The 16,731-nt window shown below is 61.7% G+C and carries 13 protein-coding genes; 4 read left to right on the plus strand and 9 right to left on the minus strand.

What is annotated here, in order from left to right; all coding sequences use genetic code 11:
- Positions 1-1,568: AIR synthase-related protein (locus EPO09_RS17805; RefSeq protein ID WP_367200088.1), on the minus strand; the 1,568-nt coding region annotated here is incomplete at its 3' end.
- 140 nt (positions 1,569-1,708) lie between these two features.
- Between EPO09_RS17805 and map the strand changes: the two genes are divergently transcribed.
- On the plus strand, positions 1,709-2,521 hold the full coding sequence (map, locus tag EPO09_RS17810; RefSeq protein WP_290645120.1) for a type I methionyl aminopeptidase: 813 nt from the start codon (positions 1,709-1,711) through the stop codon (positions 2,519-2,521).
- Positions 2,522-2,593: 72 nt separating this feature from the next.
- Positions 2,594-5,185 (plus strand): [protein-PII] uridylyltransferase, encoded by a 2,592-nt coding sequence (locus EPO09_RS17815; protein WP_290645138.1) that lies wholly within the window; start codon positions 2,594-2,596, stop codon positions 5,183-5,185.
- A gap of 16 nt (positions 5,186-5,201) precedes the next feature.
- Here EPO09_RS17815 and EPO09_RS17820 read toward each other — a convergent pair whose 3' ends face one another.
- Positions 5,202-5,405, minus strand: a complete 204-nt coding sequence (locus tag EPO09_RS17820) for a DUF465 domain-containing protein (RefSeq protein WP_290645140.1) — start codon at positions 5,403-5,405, stop codon at positions 5,202-5,204.
- Between the two features lie 99 nt (positions 5,406-5,504).
- Between EPO09_RS17820 and EPO09_RS17825 the strand changes: the two genes are divergently transcribed.
- Complete coding sequence (locus tag EPO09_RS17825; RefSeq protein WP_290645122.1) at positions 5,505-6,269, plus strand: PP2C family serine/threonine-protein phosphatase; 765 nt, start codon at positions 5,505-5,507, stop codon at positions 6,267-6,269.
- Between the two features lie 23 nt (positions 6,270-6,292).
- Positions 6,293-7,429: an acyltransferase gene (locus EPO09_RS17830; protein WP_290645124.1), complete on the plus strand. Its 1,137-nt coding sequence runs from the start codon at positions 6,293-6,295 to the stop codon at positions 7,427-7,429.
- Here the strand turns inward: EPO09_RS17830 and zapE are convergent, their stop codons facing one another.
- The 7 genes from zapE to xseA form a co-directional block, all read right to left on the minus strand.
- Positions 7,430-8,542, minus strand: coding sequence for a cell division protein ZapE (gene zapE / locus EPO09_RS17835; protein WP_290645126.1), 1,113 nt, complete (start codon positions 8,540-8,542; stop codon positions 7,430-7,432).
- Between the two features lie 70 nt (positions 8,543-8,612).
- Positions 8,613-10,040 carry a dihydrolipoyl dehydrogenase gene (lpdA, locus tag EPO09_RS17840; RefSeq protein ID WP_290645128.1) on the minus strand — a complete coding sequence of 476 codons (1,428 nt, stop codon included), beginning with the start codon at positions 10,038-10,040 and terminating at the stop codon, positions 8,613-8,615.
- Positions 10,041-10,085: 45 nt separating this feature from the next.
- The gene (locus EPO09_RS17845) at positions 10,086-10,418 is read right to left on the minus strand and encodes a PspC domain-containing protein (RefSeq protein ID WP_290645130.1); all 333 of its coding nucleotides are present in this window, start codon (positions 10,416-10,418) and stop codon (positions 10,086-10,088) included.
- A gap of 110 nt (positions 10,419-10,528) precedes the next feature.
- Positions 10,529-11,806 carry a 2-oxoglutarate dehydrogenase complex dihydrolipoyllysine-residue succinyltransferase gene (gene odhB / locus EPO09_RS17850; RefSeq protein ID WP_290645132.1) on the minus strand — a complete coding sequence of 426 codons (1,278 nt, stop codon included), beginning with the start codon at positions 11,804-11,806 and terminating at the stop codon, positions 10,529-10,531.
- Positions 11,807-11,922: 116 nt separating this feature from the next.
- The gene (locus EPO09_RS17855; protein ID WP_290645142.1) at positions 11,923-14,781 is read right to left on the minus strand and encodes a 2-oxoglutarate dehydrogenase E1 component; all 2,859 of its coding nucleotides are present in this window, start codon (positions 14,779-14,781) and stop codon (positions 11,923-11,925) included.
- A 317-nt stretch (positions 14,782-15,098) separates the two neighbouring features.
- Entirely contained in the window at positions 15,099-15,680 is a 582-nt protein-coding gene (locus EPO09_RS17860) for a Fe-Mn family superoxide dismutase (RefSeq protein WP_290645134.1), read from the minus strand.
- A 114-nt stretch (positions 15,681-15,794) separates the two neighbouring features.
- A partial coding sequence (gene xseA, locus EPO09_RS17865; RefSeq protein WP_290645136.1) for an exodeoxyribonuclease VII large subunit occupies positions 15,795-16,731 on the minus strand: 937 nt, incomplete at its 5' end.

A 16,731-nucleotide genomic window follows, 5' to 3' on the forward strand; every position in this document is an offset into this window, starting at 1 on the left:
CCCACGTCGTGGATGGCCAGGATGGGGTTGTTGGCGCCCAGGCCCCAGCAGTGGTTGATGACCTCTTGCGCACGGCGTTCGATTTCCGGGTTGCCGCGCTGCACAGAGTCGAAGTCCAGCGCGGCCGAGTTGGTGCCCGCCGCCATGGAGGAAGCCGCCGCACCAGCCATGCCGATGCGCATGCCGGGGCCGCCCAACTGGATCAACAAGGTGCCAGCGGCAAACTGGATCTTCTTGGTCTGCTCGCTGCTGATGGTGCCGATGCCACCGGCGATCATGATGGGCTTGTGATAGCCGCGGCGGATGGCCGGGGTTGTAGAGCCCTCGCCTCCGCCCACGGTCTGCTCGAACACACGGAAGTAGCCACCCAGATTGGCGCGACCGAATTCGTTGTTGAACGCGGCACCACCCAACGGGCCTTCGATCATGATCTGCAGCGGGCTGGCGATGTGCTCGGGCTTGCCGAACTTGACGGCCTCCCAGGGCTCGTTCGTGCCGGGCAGGTTCAGGTTGGAGACAGAGAAGCCCGTCAGACCAGACTTGGGGCGCGAACCACGGCCCGTAGCGCCTTCATCACGAATTTCGCCGCCCGCGCCGGTCGATGCACCTGGGTAAGGCGAAATCGCGGTCGGGTGGTTGTGGGTCTCCACCTTCATCAGCACGTGGGCCAGTTCTTCACGGGCCTGGTACTGAGGGGCGTTGGTGTAGCCGGCTGGCATCCAGCGCTCAATTTGATGGCCTTCCATCACCGAGGCGTTGTCGCTGTACGCGATCACCGTGTGCTGCGAGTTGAGCTTTTCGGTGTTGCGGATCATGCCGAACATGGACAGATCCTGCGCCTGGCCATCGATGGTGAACTGCGCGTTGAAGATCTTGTGGCGGCAGTGTTCGCTGTTGGCCTGCGCGAACATCATCAGTTCGACGTCGGTCGGGTTGCGCTTCAGGCCGATGAAGGCATTGACCAGGTACTCGATTTCATCATCCGACAAAGCCAGACCGAAGGTCACGTTGGCCTCTTCCAGCGCCTTGCGGCCCTGGCCCAGCACATCCACATGCGCCATGGGAGCGCCTTGCTGTTCGTCGAACAGGTGGCGGGCTTCTTCGCGGGCCAGCAGCACGCTTTCGGTCATGCGATCGTGCAGCAAGGCGGCACAGGCTTGCACATCCTGCACGGCCAGGGCCTTGGCACCGCCCATCAGGGCGCCAATGACGCCGGCCTTCACGGTCAGGCGGAATTCGGTCACGCGCTCCACGCGGCGGATGCCCAGGCCGCAGTTGTGGGCGATGTCCGTTGCCTTGGAGGCCCAGGGCGACACGGTGCCCAGTCGCGGCGCTACCACAATCAGGTCGCCTTCATTCGTGCCGGTGTAGGCATCGCCGTAGGTCAGCAAGGCGGCCAGCTTGTCCAATTCGCCTTGAGGCAGCGCCTGGTCCATGGCCACCCAGTGCACGAACCGCGCGGACACACCGCTGATACGTGGATTGATGGCTTGCAGCTTGGGCAGCAGGGCCTGAACTTGGTGGGGGGCCAGGGCGTTACCGCCTTCAAAGTGCATCAGGATGGACATCACGTGGGTGGTGCGTTTGGCGACAGCATCAGGAAAAACGCGCATTTTACCGGCTGCCAGCCACAAAAGCCGGCATTCAGTGTCTTTCTAATATCCCCGTGCGCGTCATAGCCCACGCGAAATACGGATAATTCGCCCCCATGAGCATCACCATCAAAACAGGCGCCGACATCGACGCCATGCGTCTGGCCGGCCGACTGGCGTCCGAGGTGCTGGACTACATCGAGCCTTTCGTCAAACCCGGTGTCACCACCGACGAGCTGGACAAGCTCTGCCACGACTACATGGTCAACGAGCAAGGCTGCGTCCCCGCCCCGCTGAACTACGCCCCGGGTGGCCACAAGCCCTACCCCAAGTCGATCTGCACCTCGATCAACCAGCAGGTCTGCCACGGCATCCCCAGTGACAAGCAGTTGAAGGATGGCGACATCGTCAACCTCGACATCACGGTGATCAAGAACGGCTGGCACGGCGACACCAGCCGCATGTTCATCGTCGGCAACGGCTCGATCGCGGCCAAGCGCCTGTGCGCCATCACCTATGAAGCCATGTGGCGCGGCATCGCCAAGGTCAAGCCGGGCGCTCGCCTGGGCGACATCGGCCACGCCATCCAGACCTTCGCTGAAAACCAGGGCTTCTCGGTCGTGCGCGAGTTCTGCGGCCACGGCATCGGCGAGAAATTCCACGAAGAGCCCCAGGTGCTGCACTATGGCCGCCCCGGCACGCTGGAAGAGCTCAAGCCCGGCATGATCTTCACGATCGAGCCCATGATCAACGCCGGCAAGAAGGACATCAAATCCCTGGGAGACGGCTGGACCATCGTGACCAAGGATCGCTCCTTGTCCGCCCAGTACGAGCACACCATCCTGGTGACGGAGACTGGCTACGAAGTGCTGACGCTGTCTGCCGGCAGCCCGCCACTGCCCGACTTCATCACGTCGACCAAGACCTGATCCGTCGCCCGCCATACAGGCCTCGTCAATCTCCTGACGAGGCCTTTGTCCTTGAAGTACCCCCACAAGAACATGACACTGGATGTCGCCGCCCTGCGCACGCAGTTCAAGAACGCCAAGACCGAGCTGCTGGCCCAGTTCCAGCAAAGCCGCGCCTCCACCGTCACGGCGGGCCGGCTGCTGACCCAACTGGCCAGACTGGTTGACCGCACGCTGATCCAGATCTGGGAAGCGCACCCCATGCCGCGTGGCGCCGCGCTGGTGGCCGTGGGCGGCTATGGCCGGGGCGAGCTGTTCCCGCATTCCGACGTGGACGTGCTGCTGCTCCTGCCCCTGTCCCCATCAATCACGGGCGACGAAAGCCTGGCGCCCAGCGTCGAGAGCTTCATCACCGCCTGCTGGGACGTGGGCCTGGAAATCGGCTCCAGCGTGCGCAGCGTCGAGGAATGCAGCGAAGAAGCCCTGCGCGACATCACCGTGCAGACCTCGCTGCTGGAAGCGCGCTTCATCCACGGCTCGCGTGCCCGCTTTGATGAACTGCAGCAGTCCACCTTCGAGCACATGGACGTGCAGGCCTTCGTCACCGCCAAGATGCTGGAGATGCGCCAGCGGCACACCAAGTACGAAGACACACCCTACTCACTGGAACCCAACTGCAAGGAAAGCCCAGGTGGCCTGCGCGACCTGCAAGTGGTGCTGTGGCTGGCTCGCGCAGCCCGTTTCGGCAAGACCTGGCACGAGCTGGCCAAGAACGGCCTGCTGACACCGTTTGAAGCCCGCCAGCTCTCGCGCAACGAAGGCACGCTCAAGCTCATCCGCACGCGCCTGCACCAGATCGCCGGTCGGCGCGAAGACCGCCTGGTGTTCGACCTTCAAACCGCTGTCGCCGAGTCCTTCGGCTATGCCAACACCAAGGCCTTGCGCGCCAGCGAAGCCTTGATGCGCCGCTATTACTGGGCGGCCAAAGCCGTCACCCAGCTCAACCAGATCCTCATCCTCAACATCGAGGAACGCGTATTCGGCTCGCAAGACGCACCGATGCGCCCGATCAACGAGCGCTTCATGGACCGCGGCGGTTTCCTTGAAATCACCGGCGATGACCTGTACGAGCGTGACCCGCACGCCATCCTCGCCACCTTCCTGACCTTGCAGCAGGATCACACACTCAAGGGCCTGTCAGCCCGCACCCTGCGCGCGCTCTACAACGCCCGCAATGTGATGGACGGCAACTTCCGCAAGGACCCGGTCAATCACCAGGCCTTCATGGCCATCCTGCAGGAGCAGCAAGGCCAGACCCGCGTGATGCGCCTGCTCAACCAGACCTCGGTGCTGGGCCGCTACCTCTGGGTGTTCCGTCGCATCGTGGGCCAGATGCAGCACGACCTGTTCCACGTTTACACGGTCGATCAGCACATCCTGATGGTCGTGCGCAATGTGCGGCGCTACTTCATTCCCGAGCACGCTCACGAATACCCCTTCTGCACCCAACTGGCCGCAGAGTGGGACAAGCCCTGGCTGCTGTACGTGGCCGCCCTCTTCCACGATGTAGCCAAGGGCCGTGGTGGCGATCACTCCGAGCTGGGTGGGCAGGAAGTCCGCCGTTTCTGCCGCGACCACGGCATCACCGGCGAAGACGCCAAGCTCATCGAGTTCATCGTGACCGAGCACCTGACCATGTCACGGGTGGCGCAGAAGGAAGACCTGTCCGACCCCGATGTGATCCAGGCCTTTGCCAAGCGCGTGGGCAATGAACGCACGCTGACCGGCCTGTACCTGCTGACCGTCGCCGACATCCGCGGCACCAGCCCCAAGGTCTGGAACGCCTGGAAGGGCAAGCTGCTGGAAGACCTCTACAAGCTCACCCTGCGTGCGCTGGGCGGCGCCCGCCCCCACATGGACGCCGAGATCGAGGCCCGCAAGCAACAGACCCGGCACACCCTGGCGCTGTACTACATGCCCACCGGCATCGAAGAAAAGCTCTGGAAGACGCTGGACATGAGCTACTTCGCTCGCCACGATTCTGCCGACATCGCCTGGCACACCCGCATGCTGTGGCGCCATGTCGAGACCGACAAGCCGATCGTGGCCGCGCGCCTGTCATCGGTAGGCGAAGGCTTGCAGGTGCTGGTCTATGCGCCCGACCGGCCAGACATCTTTGCCCGCATCTGCGGCTACTTCGACAAGGCCTGCTTCAACATTCAGGACGCCCGCATCCACACCTCGAAGTCCGGCTATGCGCTCGACACCTTCCAGATCCTGGCCAGCGACAACATGGCCTTCGACGGCGTGCACTACCGCGATCTGATCGCCCTGGTTGAAAACCAGCTGGCCGAGGCCGTGGCGTCCGACAAGCCCCTGCACGAGCCCAGCCGTGGGCGCCTGTCTCGCCGGGTGAAGTCCTTCCCCGTCAAGCCTCGTGTCAGCCTGCGCCCGGATGAACGGGCTCAGCGCTGGCTGCTAAGCATCTCGGCCAGCGACCGCTCCGGCCTGCTGTATGTGATTGCCAGAACCCTGGCCCGTCACCACGTCAACGTGCAACTCGCGAAAGTGAGCACCTTGGGCGAACGGGTGGAAGACACCTTCCTGGTCACGGGGGATTCGCTGCGTCAGGACAAGCTGCAACTGACGCTGGAAACCGACCTGCTGGAAGCCTTGTCCGCATGAAAAGACAGCCGGTGATTCAGGCCGGCTCTTTGGGATCGAGCATCAATTCAAGCCGCGCGATCTGGTCTCGCAGCAGCAAACGGCGTTTTTTGAGGCGCCGCAGCGACAGTTCGTCAACCGGCGTCTGTTCTGCGGCACGGTCGATCAGGTTGTCCAGATCAGCGTGCTCCATGCGCAATTCGATCAGTTGGCGATGGGGAGAATGCAGGTTTTCTTGCATCTTGGATGCCAGGGGCTCCATGACAAGGCGCTTGAACAAGGGATGCCCCGGGGCCTCGCCACCCCCCGGATCCTACTGAATAGCGATTATAGTTTTCCAATGATCAATCCACCGTCCAGTTTTCGCCTGGTGGCTGCCACGGGCATCCATCGGGGGGATCGGCCCTACCAGCAAGACCAGGTTGAAGTCATTCCTCACCCACGGGTTCAGGGATGCTTGCTGGCCGTCGTGGCGGACGGCATGGGCGGCAAAAGCGGTGGCAGAAAGGCGGCTGACCAGGTCATCCTGACGGCTCGCCAGGTGTTTGATCGCTACGTTCCAGCCAAGGACGAATCTGACCAGACCCTGGTTCAACTGATCAACGAGGCCCACCTCATGATCAAGTTGACCGCCATCGCCTTTGAAGAAGAGCCCCATTCAACCGTGGGCACCTTCATCATCAATCCTGATCTGTCTGCGGACATCGCCCACGCTGGTGACACCCGTGTTTACCACTTTCGAGGCCCTGAACTCGTACACCGCACGCTGGACCACTCCTTCGTTCAGCGACTGGTCGACGAAGGGCAGATCTCGGAAGAGGAAGCCAATGTGCACCCTCAAGCCAACCTGTTGACGGGTTGCCTGGGGACCCAACAAGACCCGCCCATCGCAACCCATCGTATCCAGCAACTGGACATCGGTGACAGCTTGCTGGTGTGCTCCGACGGCCTGTGGCATTACTTCACGCCCAAGGAGCTCGGCGCGATTGTGCACACGCTGCCACCACGCGAGGCAGCTGAAATGCTGGTCGGCAAAGCCCGCCATCGTGCCCGAGCAGGTGGCGACAACCTGTCGCTGGCGCTGGTGCGCATCGAATCCAACTGATTCAATTTTCCGGAGTTCTTGCAGTGCGCACGACTTACATGCCCGCGCTGGATGGCCTGCGCGGCCTCGCCATCCTTGTGGTGATGGCCCACAACGCCCAGCTCATTGAAGCGCCAGAGATGCACGGCGCCACCTTGGTTGCGCAATACATGCTCAACATCGGCTGGGTCGGGGTTCAGTTGTTTTTCGTGCTCAGCGGTTTCCTGATTACAGGGATATTGCTGGACACCATTGGCAAGCCCAAGGCCTTGTCGAACTTCGTGGTTCGTCGTGCATTGAGGATCTTTCCGCTGTACTACACGGCGTTGGCGCTGATTTTCGTGATCCTGCCGCTGCTGGGTATGCAGCCCAGCATCTACCAGGCAGAAGCGCCTTACCAGGGGTGGCTCTGGGCGTATCTGGTCAATTGGACGGCCCCACTGGGCTGGGGCCCGGACGCCCTGCCCCATTTCTGGTCTCTTGCGGTCGAAGAACAGTTCTACCTGTTCTGGCCGCTGCTTGTTTTTGCGCTCAAGGGGCCGGCCAAGGTGGCTTGGGCTTGCCTGGTCGTCGCTGCCCTGTGCCTGATCAGCCGCGCGTGGCTGCTGCACAGCGGCAGCGTGCCAACCGAGGCCGTCTACTCATGGACCATCTGCCGCATTGATGCGCTGGCGCTTGGCGGTTTCGCCGCCGCCTGCTGGCGCATGCCCGCTTGCGCCGACTGGCTCAAACAACACGGCACCAAGCTGGTGGCGGCCGCCTTCATTCTGTTTGCTTTGACCGGCGTCTGGACGCACGGCTACCCTCGCGCCACCCCCAAGGGCATGATTTATGGCTATTTGGTTCTGGCCATCCTGTTTGCCGTGATCATCTACGCAGCCGCCTGGCGTGATGCACAAGTTGGTCAGGGTGCCAACAGCCCGATATGGCACAAGGCGCTGCAATTTGCCCCACTGCGCAGCATCGGCAAATACAGCTACGGTATGTACGTGATCCACAAGCCCCTGCACGACCTGTTCAGCAAGGACGTGCTGAACAAGCTCGGCATTCACCCTGCTGGCAGCATCCTGTATGCCAGCCTGCACATGGCAGGCGTCGTCGCGGTCACTTATGTGGCAGCCTGGTTGTCGTACAACCTGTACGAAACCCACTTCCTCAAGCTAAAGCAGCGCTTCGCCTGATCAAGTGATCGAGGTGTCCACCACCCGGCGCTCTTCGCTCAGGTATTCCTTGGACTGCATCTCAGTCAGTCGTGACACCGTGCGCGGGAACTCGTGCGACATCGGCCCTTCGGTGTAGAGCTGATCCGGCGGCACTTCGGCCGAGATCACCAGCTTGCACTTGCGGTCGTACAACACGTCGATCAGCCAGGTGAAGCGGCGCGCCTCGGAAGCCATGCGCACCGGCATGTGCGGCACATCGCTGAGCATCACCGTGTGGAAACGTGAAGCCAGCTCCAGGTAGTCATTCTGAGAGCGCGGGCCACCGCACAGGGTCTGAAAATCGAACCACACTACACCACCTGCACGGCGCTTGGCTTTGAGCACACGGTGTTCGATGTTCAGGTTTGGGTCTTCATCTGCCGTTTCAGCCAGCTTGCCGAAGATCTCGTCCATCTCCTTGGCTGTGCTCTCGTTGAGCGGCGTCAGGTACAGATTGGCCAGCTCCAGCGTGCGGCGACGGTAGTCATTGCCGCTGTCCACATTGATCACTTCCAGCTGGCTCTTGAGCAGCTCGATGGCCGGCAGGATGCGGTCGCGATGCAAGCCATTGGGATACAGCCCATCAGGATGGAAGTTCGAGGTGGTGATGATGCTCATGCGGTTGCGGAACATGGCGTCCAGCAAGCGGTAGAGGATCATCGCGTCCGTCACGTCGGCGACGTGAAACTCGTCAAAGCAGATCAGGCGGTGCTTGCGCGACATGCGCTTGGCCAGCACCTCCAGCGGGTCCTGCACGCCTTTGAGCTCATGCAACTGCCGGTGCACTTCACGCATGAACTCGTGAAAGTGCAGGCGCGTCTTGCGCTGCAAGGGGACTGCGTTGTAGAAGCAATCCATGATGAAGCTCTTGCCGCGCCCCACCCCGCCGTACATGTAGACACCCTTGGGCAGATCGGGGTAGCGCAGCATCTTGGTCAGCGCATTGGAGCGCTGGCGCTTGTAGCCAGCCCACTCGTCCTGACAACGCTGCAATGCCGCAATGCCCTTGAGCTGCGCCGCATCGGCCTTGTAGCCGCGCTCGGCCAGACTTTGCTCATACAGCTTGGTAACGGAGATCGCGGACGCAGGCATTTGACGATGTGAAAAGCAAATTAAAAAGGGGCAGCCCAGCCGCCCCTGATGTGAGTAGCTTGCGCCGAACTCAGAAGTTTAAGGTGCGCTTGTCCACCGCGAGCGCGGCTTCCTTGGTCGACTCACTCAAACTGGGGTGTGCGTGACAGATGCGCGCGATGTCTTCCGCGCTGGCCTTGAAGGCCATGGCCACACAAGCCTCGGCGATCAGCTCGCTGGCGAACGGCCCGATGATGTGCACGCCCAGGATCTCGTCGGTCGCTGCATCAGCCAGGAACTTGACGAAGCCCGTGGTGTCGCCCAAGGCACGGGCACGACCATTCGCGATAAAGGGGAAGGAACCGGCCTTGTAGGCACGGCCCTCCGCTTTCAACGCCTGTTCGGTTTTGCCGACCCAGGCGATCTCCGGGTTGGTGTAAATCACCCAGGGAATCAGGTTGAAATCGACGTGGCCATGTTGACCCGCGATGCGCTCAGCCACCGCCACGCCTTCTTCTTCAGCTTTGTGGGCCAGCATGGGGCCACGCACCACGTCGCCCACCGCCCAGACATTGGGCAGGTTGGTCTTGCAGTCGTCGTCCACCACGATGGCGCCGCGCTCGTCGAGCTTGAGGCCCACAGCTTCGGCATTCAGGCCGGTGGTATTGGGCACGCGACCGATCGAGACGATCAGCTTGTCCACATCCAGCTTCTGCTCTTCGCCCTTGGCATTGGCGTAGCTGATGCTCACGCCCTTCTTGCCCGCCTTGACCTCAGCGATCTTCACGCCCAGTTCCAGCTTGAGGCCTTGCTTGACGAAGATCTTCTGGGCTTCCTTGGCGACTTGTTCATCGACAGCAGCCAGGAAAGTTGGCAGGGCTTCCAATACGGTCACTTCCGCACCCAGACGGCGCCAGACCGACCCCATTTCCAGGCCGATCACGCCCGAGCCGATCACACCCAGCTTCTTGGGCACTTCCGTGACGGCCAACGCGCCGTCGTTGGACAGAATCAGCTTCTCGTCGAACTCGGCGCCAGGCAACTGGCGTGCGCTGGAGCCTGTGGCAATGACGACGTGCTTGGCGGTCAGCGTATCGGGCTTCTCACCCGTCACAGCCACTTCGTAAGCGCCATCAGCAGACTTCACAAAGGAACCGCGACCATGGAAAAAGCTCACCTTGTTCTTCTTGAACAGGTAGAGGATGCCGTCATTGTTCTGTTTGACGACCGTATCCTTGCGGGCGATCATCTTGGCCACATCCATCTTCAGCCCTTCCACGGTGATGCCGTGGTCTGCAAAATGGTGTGCAGCCTGATCGTAATGCTCTGAAGACTGCAGCAAGGCCTTCGACGGGATGCAACCCACATTGGTACAGGTACCGCCAGGTGCAGGGCCGCCCTTGCCATTCTTCCACTCATCGATACAGGCAACCTTGAAACCCAGTTGCGCTGCACGGATGGCCGCAATGTAGCCGCCGGGGCCTGCACCGATGACGATGACGTCGAATTGATTGGACATGATGGTGTCGATCCGCTTGTTGCGCTGTGGTGATCTGCCTCGAACTCAGTCGTCAGGCACGAAGATCCACAGCAGGATGTAGAGCAATAAACCCGAACCCCAGAGCATGAACATGGCGGCAAAGATCAGCCGCCAGATCCACGACTCCATGCTGGTGAGGCGCGCAATGCCACCGCATACGCCACCCAGCCAGCGGTCGTCTCGTGAACGACGCAGCTGGCTGACCTCCAGGCGGCCGGAAGCGCCGGCCGGTAAGCCGTCGCCCGACTGGGGCAATTGATGGATAAGACGGGCCTTGATCTGCTGGAACTCCTCATCGCTGAGCACGCCGCGTTCATGCAGCAAGGCGATGCGTTCGAGTTCGTCAGCCAGAGACATGGTGGATGCGATTCCGGTCGTGGTGCTGCGTGGGGTTTGACAGTCCGGAGCGGGCCCTTGTGAGGCCCGCCCGGCCGCAAAAAATCAGGTCAAGTAACGATCAGGGGCGATCAGATGTCGAACAGCAGGCGAGCTGGATCTTCCAGCGCTTCCTTCATGGCGACCAGGCCCAGCACGGCTTCGCGGCCGTCGATGATGCGGTGGTCATACGACATCGCCAGGTAGTTGATCGGACGGATCACGATCTGGCCGTTCTCCACCACAGGGCGATCCTTGGTGGCGTGCACGCCCAGGATGGCCGATTGAGGCGGGTTGATGATCGGGGTCGACAGCATCGAGCCGAACGTGCCGCCGTTGGAGATCGAGAAGGTGCCGCCGGTCAGGTCATCCAGACCCAGCTTGCCGTCACGGGCCTTCACACCGAACTCGGCGATCTTCTTTTCGATCTCCGAGAAGGTCATCTGGTCGGCATTGCGCAGCACGGGCACCACCAGGCCACGAGGCGAGCCCACGGCCACGCCGATGTCGAAGTAGCCGTGGTAGACGATGTCGTTGCCGTCCACCGAGGCGTTCAGCACGGGGTACTTCTTCAGCGCGTGCACAGCGGCCTTGACGAAGAAGCTCATGAAGCCCAGCTTGGTGCCATGTTCCTTCTCGAACTTCTCCTGGAACTTCTTGCGCATCTCCATCAGCGGCGCCATGTTCACTTCGTTGAACGTTGTCAGGATGGCATTGGTGGCTTGCGATTGCAGCAGACGCTCGGCCACACGGGCACGCAGACGGCTCATCGGCACGCGCTGCTCGGGGCGTTCGCCCAGCGGATTGGGCACGCTCGGGGCCTGAACAGCCGGCAGCGCGCTGGAGGGTACGCCAGTGGGGATGGCAGACGCAGCAGGTGCGGCCGCAGCCGGCTTGCTGGCACCAGCCGCCACCGCTTGCAGCACATCACCCTTGGTGACGCGACCATCCTTGCCCGAACCGGGCACCTGGGCCGTGCTCAAGCCATTGTCGGCCAACAACTTGGCAGCGGCGGGCATCGCCACGTCGGCCTTGCTGCCACCGGTCGCGGCGGCAGCCACGGGGGCTGCGGCAGGTGCTGCAGCGGCGGGCGCCGAGGCAGCAGGCGCAGCCACGGCACCAGCAGCGCCTTCGGTATCAATGCGTGCGATCACCTGATCGGACACGACGGTGCCGCCATCAGCGATCACCAACTCGGCCAACACGCCAGCGCCAGGCGCAGGCACTTCGAGCACGACCTTGTCGGTCTCGATCTCGATGAGGATTTCGTCCGCAGCAACAGCCTCGCCGGGTTTTTTCTTCCACTGCAACAGGGTGGCTTCGGCCACCGACTCGGACAACTGAGGAACCTTGACTTCAATGATTGCCATGATGTGTATCTCCATTCGGCCCTGCTATCGCCCTCACCTGCTGCCTGTCTAGCTGATGCGCACTGGATGCGCCCGCAGGCAGCTCGGTTCGGGCGCCCCGCAGGGCACCTGAACCTTTACTTGGTGAGAACGAAGCCCTTGAGCTTGGCGAAGGCCTGGTCCAGCAAAGCTTTTTGCTGTTCCTGGTGCAGGTGGGCATAACCCACTGCAGGCGAAGCCGAGGCGGGACGACCCGCATAGCCCAGCTTCTGCCCATCGGCCATGTTCTCGTGGATGTAGTGCTGAACGAAGAACCAGGCACCCTGGTTCTGTGGCTCATCCTGACACCACACCAGATCTGTCAGGCCGGGATACTTCTTGATCTCGGCAGCGAAGGCCTTGTGCGGGAAGGGATACAGCTGCTCGACACGGATGATGGCCGTGTCAAGCGCCTTCTTCTCTGCGCGCTTCTTGACCAGGTCGTAATAGACCTTGCCCGAGCAGCAGATCAGACGCTTGACCTTGCTGTTGTCGATGGTCTCGTCCACCTCACCGATCACGGTGCGGAATTCACCGCGTGTGAACTCGGTCAGTGGCGAAGTGGCGTCCTTGTTACGCAGCAGCGACTTGGGCGTCATGATGACCAGCGGCTTGCGGAACATGCGCACCATCTGGCGACGCAACACGTGGAAGATCTGCGAAGCCGAGGTCGGCTGCACGATCTGCATGTTGTTGTCGGCAGCCAGTTGCATGAAGCGCTCCAGGCGAGCCGAGCTGTGCTCGGGGCCCTGGCCTTCGTAGCCGTGCGGCAGCATCAGCGTCAAGCCGTTGGCACGGCCCCACTTCACTTCGCCGGATGCGATGAACTGGTCGATCACCACCTGAGCGCCGTTGGCGAAGTCACCGAACTGCGCTTCCCAGATCACCAGGCTGTTGGGGTCGGAGCCGGCATAGCCGTACTCGAAGCCCAGCACGGCCTCTTCAGACAGGATCGAGTCGATGACGACATACGGAGCCTGGTTGTCGGCCACGTGCTGCAGCGGGATGTAGGTACCGATGTCCCACTTCTCGCGGTTCTGATCGTGCAGCACCGAGTGGCGGTGCGTGAAGGTACCGCGACCGCAGTCTTCGCCCGACAGGCGCACCGGGTAACCCGATGCCACCAGCGAGGCAAAGGCCATGTGCTCGCCCATGCCCCAATCCACATTGATCTCGCCACGACCCATGGCGGCACGGTCATCGATGACCTTCTGCACCAGGGGGTGAGGCTTGAAGTCCTTGGGGATGGTGGTGATGCGTTCGGCCAGACGACGGAACTCTGCCAGAGGCAGCGCGGTGTCGGCGCTGTCCGTCCACTTCTTGCCCAGGTAAGGCGTCCAGTCAACGGCGTACTTGCTCTTGTAGTTGGTCAACACAGGGTCAACCGTGTGCTTGCCAGCTTCCATGGCCGCGCGGTAGCCCTTGACCATGTCATCGGGACCGGTTGCAGGCAAGGTGCCGCCACCCACCAGTCGATCACCGTACACCTTGCGGGTGCCGGGGTGCTGGCCGATCTTCTTGTACATCAGCGGCTGGGTCATGGCAGGTGTGTCCTGCTCGTTGTGGCCCAGCTTGCGGAAGCAGACGATGTCCACCACCACGTCCTTGCTGAATTCCTGGCGGTAGTCCAGCGCCAGTTGCGTGGCCAGCACGACCGCTTCGGGGTCGTCGCCGTTCACGTGCAGCACGGGCGCTTCGATCATCTTGACCACGTCCGAGCAATACAGCGTAGAGCGGCTGTCGCGTGGGTCGGAGGTCGTGAAACCGATCTGGTTGTTGATCACGATGTGCACCGTGCCACCCGTGTAGTAACCACGGGTCTGGGCCAGAGCCAACGTTTCCATCACAACGCCCTGACCGGCAAAGGCCGCGTCCCCGTGAACTTGCACGGGCAACACTTGATAGCCCTTGGCATCACCGCGGCGGTCCATACGGGCCTTGACCGAACCTTCGATCACCGGGTTGACGATTTCCAGGTGGGACGGGTTGAAGGACAAGGACAGGTGGACAGGGCCGCCAGCCGTGGTCACGTCGCTGGAGAAGCCCTGGTGGTACTTCACGTCGCCAGAAGGCAGGTTCTCAGGGGCGGTGTGTTCGAACTCGGAGAACAGCTCGGCGGGTTGTTTGCCCAGCGTGTTGACCAGCACGTTCAAGCGGCCGCGGTGGGCCATGCCGATGACGATTTCCTGCACGCCCTTTTCACCGGCACGCTGGATCAGCTCGTCCATCGAAGCGATGAAGCTTTCGCCGCCTTCGAGCGAGAAGCGCTTCTGGCCAACGTACTTGGTGTGGAGGAAGCGCTCCAGGCCTTCGGCAGCCGTCAGACGCTCCAGGATGTGCTTCTTCTTTTCGACGCTGAAGGTCGGCTTGGAGCGGATGGACTCCAGCTTTTCCTGCCACCAGCGCTTTTCACCGGGGTCGGTGATGTGCATGTACTCGGCGCCGATGCTGCCGCAGTAGGTTTCACGCAGGGCCTGCACGATTTCGCGCAAGGTCATGTGCTCGGCCTTGGTGAAATACGTGTTGGTGGCGCTGAACGTGATGTCCATGTCCGACTCGGTGAAGTCGTAGAAGGACGGTTCGAGCTCGGGAATCTTGAGGCGTTCCTGGCGCTTGAGGGGATCGAGATCCGCCCAGCGGGAACCGAGGAAACGATAGGCAGCAATCAACGATTGAACGTGAACCTGCTTGCGCGCCACAGCCAGATCAGCGGAGCTGGTCTTGACCATGAAGGCATTGGCCTTGGCACGCTGGGCAAACGATTCAACCACGGGCGCATGGGCCACATCGCGGTGATCGGTGCCATCAGAGGCTGGGACGTTCTGGAGGGCGTCGAAGTAGGCTCGCCAGTTGTCTGGCACGGAACCGGGGTTGTCGAGATATGCCTCGTACAACTCTTCAACGTATGGGGCGTTGCCCCCGAACAGGTACGAGTTCGACCTGAACTGCTGCATCATTTCGCTCACCTCGCTCCAGGGTACCCCTGGACATTGGCTGGTTGAAAAACCTTCCGCGACACGGCTTGACCGGTTGGCGGATTGCGACCCGCCTTGCTGACTGCTTGGAAAACAAAATCCAGCAAGGGCGACGGGAAGGGCCGTAAAGAACCGGGGTCAAATGTACCACCTAAGTGGTTTCACGCCACAAATAAACACGGAAAGCACAAAAAGACTTCGGTATTTGGCTCGGCGCAACAAAATGTGATCCAAGAAAAAACCGGGCACATGGCCCGGTTTTATTTTTGCGCTGCAGCAAACGCTGCGAGAACAGGCGATCAGCCGAAGTTCTTGGCAGCGAAGTCCCAGTTCACCAGGCTGTTGAGGAAGACCTCAACGAACTTGGGACGGGCATTGCGGTAGTCGATGTAGTAGGCGTGTTCCCACACGTCGATCGTCAGCAGCGGGGTGTCGCCGGTCGTCAGAGGCGTACCAGCTGGGCCGAAGTTGGCGATGTCCACGGAGCCATCGGCCTTCTTGACCAGGAAGGTCCAGCCGGAACCGAAGTTGCCCACGGCCGACTTGGTGAAGGCTTCCTTGAAAGCGTCGTAGCTGCCGAACTTGGCGTTGATGGCATCAGCCAGCTTGCCAGTGGGGGCGCCGCCGCCTTGGGGCTTCATGCAGCTCCAGAAGAAGGTGTGGTTCCAGATCTGGGCTGCATTGTTGTACACGCCGCCGCTGGACTTCTTGATGAGGTCTTCCAACGACATCGCTTCGAATTCGGTGCCGGGGATCAGGTTGTTCAGGTTGGTGACGTAAGCCTGATGGTGCTTGCCGTAGTGGTATTCGAAGGTTTCCTTCGTCAGATGAGGGGCCAGCGCGTCTTGAGCGTAAGGCAGAGGAGGAAGCGTGTGTGCCATGGTGCTTGTTCCTGATGAGTGTGAAGAAAATTCGACCGGCGATTGTAGGCATGGGCGCGCCGGGACATGATTCCTGGGGGCTTTCGTTGGCGTTGTTGGTGCCCGACGTGTGCATCAATCGTGCTGTTCAGGCGTGGATGCCGCATCCAGCTCGACCTGGGTGACGCGCATGTGCAACACCCCATCGGCCATCACACCCCGAACCTGTGCGCCCTCGCCTGCCTGCGTCGCTCGCGTCATCGGCGCACCGGTTTCATCGGTCAACCATGCAAAGCCACGCGCCAGGACCTTGTGGGGATTGAGCGCACCCAATCGTGCATCCCAGGCTTGCAAACCATGCTGATGGCGAGACTGTTGCACGGCTACCGCACGCACCAGGCGCTGCTGCAACTGAGGCAAATGCTGCCTGGAACGACGTACGCGCTCCTGACAAGCCGCCAGCATGCGGTGCTCCAGCAAACTCAAGGCCTGCCGATGCTCACCCAGAACCTGGGCGGGACGGGCCATGCGCACAGCAGCCTGATCCAGTCGCTGCGCCAGGTTGTCCAGCCGCTGATGAATCCGTTGTTGCATGTGGCGCTCGACAGCATCGAGTTGATCCAGCGAGGTCTCGCGCGCTTGCGCCACCAGTTCGGCCGCAGCGGTTGGCGTAGGCGCCCGCAAGTCAGCCGCGAAATCCGCCAAAGTGAAATCGGTTTCATGCCCCACGCCGCACACCACAGGAATCGGGCAAGCCGCGATGGCGCGCACCACGCGCTCGTCGTTGAAAGACCACAAGTCTTCCAGCGAACCACCACCACGACACACGATCACCGCATCCATGCGCTGGCCGCCGCGATGCGCCAGGATCACCTCGGTCAAGGCCTGCACGATCTGGGCTGGCGCCTCGGCACCTTGAACAGCGCACGGCGACAGCACCACTTCGACATGGGGCGAGCGCCGTCGAAGCGCCGTCAACACATCCCGCAAAGCGGCAGCACCCAAGGACGTGACCACCGCCACACGCTGAGGAAACCTGGGCAAGACTCGCTTGCGCCCAACATCGAACAAG

It is taken from the genome of Aquabacterium sp. (assembly GCF_004297345.1).
Classification (GTDB): Bacteria; Pseudomonadota; Gammaproteobacteria; order Burkholderiales; family Burkholderiaceae_C; genus Aquabacterium.

What these genes read in the sequence shown, in the direction of transcription:
- EPO09_RS17820 (WP_290645140.1), bottom strand. Translation starts at nt 5,405, where the DNA reads ATGCAAGAAAACCTGCATTCTCCCCATCGCCAACTGATCGAATTGCGC.
- EPO09_RS17825 (WP_290645122.1), top strand. Translation starts at nt 5,505, where the DNA reads ATGATCAATCCACCGTCCAGTTTTCGCCTGGTGGCTGCCACGGGCATC.
- EPO09_RS17860 (WP_290645134.1), bottom strand. Translation starts at nt 15,680, where the DNA reads ATGGCACACACGCTTCCTCCTCTGCCTTACGCTCAAGACGCGCTGGCC.
- EPO09_RS17845 (WP_290645130.1), bottom strand. Translation starts at nt 10,418, where the DNA reads ATGTCTCTGGCTGACGAACTCGAACGCATCGCCTTGCTGCATGAACGC.
- odhB (WP_290645132.1), bottom strand. Translation starts at nt 11,806, where the DNA reads ATGGCAATCATTGAAGTCAAGGTTCCTCAGTTGTCCGAGTCGGTGGCC.
- lpdA (WP_290645128.1), bottom strand. Translation starts at nt 10,040, where the DNA reads ATGTCCAATCAATTCGACGTCATCGTCATCGGTGCAGGCCCCGGCGGC.
- EPO09_RS17855 (WP_290645142.1), bottom strand. Translation starts at nt 14,781, where the DNA reads ATGATGCAGCAGTTCAGGTCGAACTCGTACCTGTTCGGGGGCAACGCC.
- EPO09_RS17815 (WP_290645138.1), top strand. Translation starts at nt 2,594, where the DNA reads ATGACACTGGATGTCGCCGCCCTGCGCACGCAGTTCAAGAACGCCAAG.
- map (WP_290645120.1), top strand. Translation starts at nt 1,709, where the DNA reads ATGAGCATCACCATCAAAACAGGCGCCGACATCGACGCCATGCGTCTG.
- zapE (WP_290645126.1), bottom strand. Translation starts at nt 8,542, where the DNA reads ATGCCTGCGTCCGCGATCTCCGTTACCAAGCTGTATGAGCAAAGTCTG.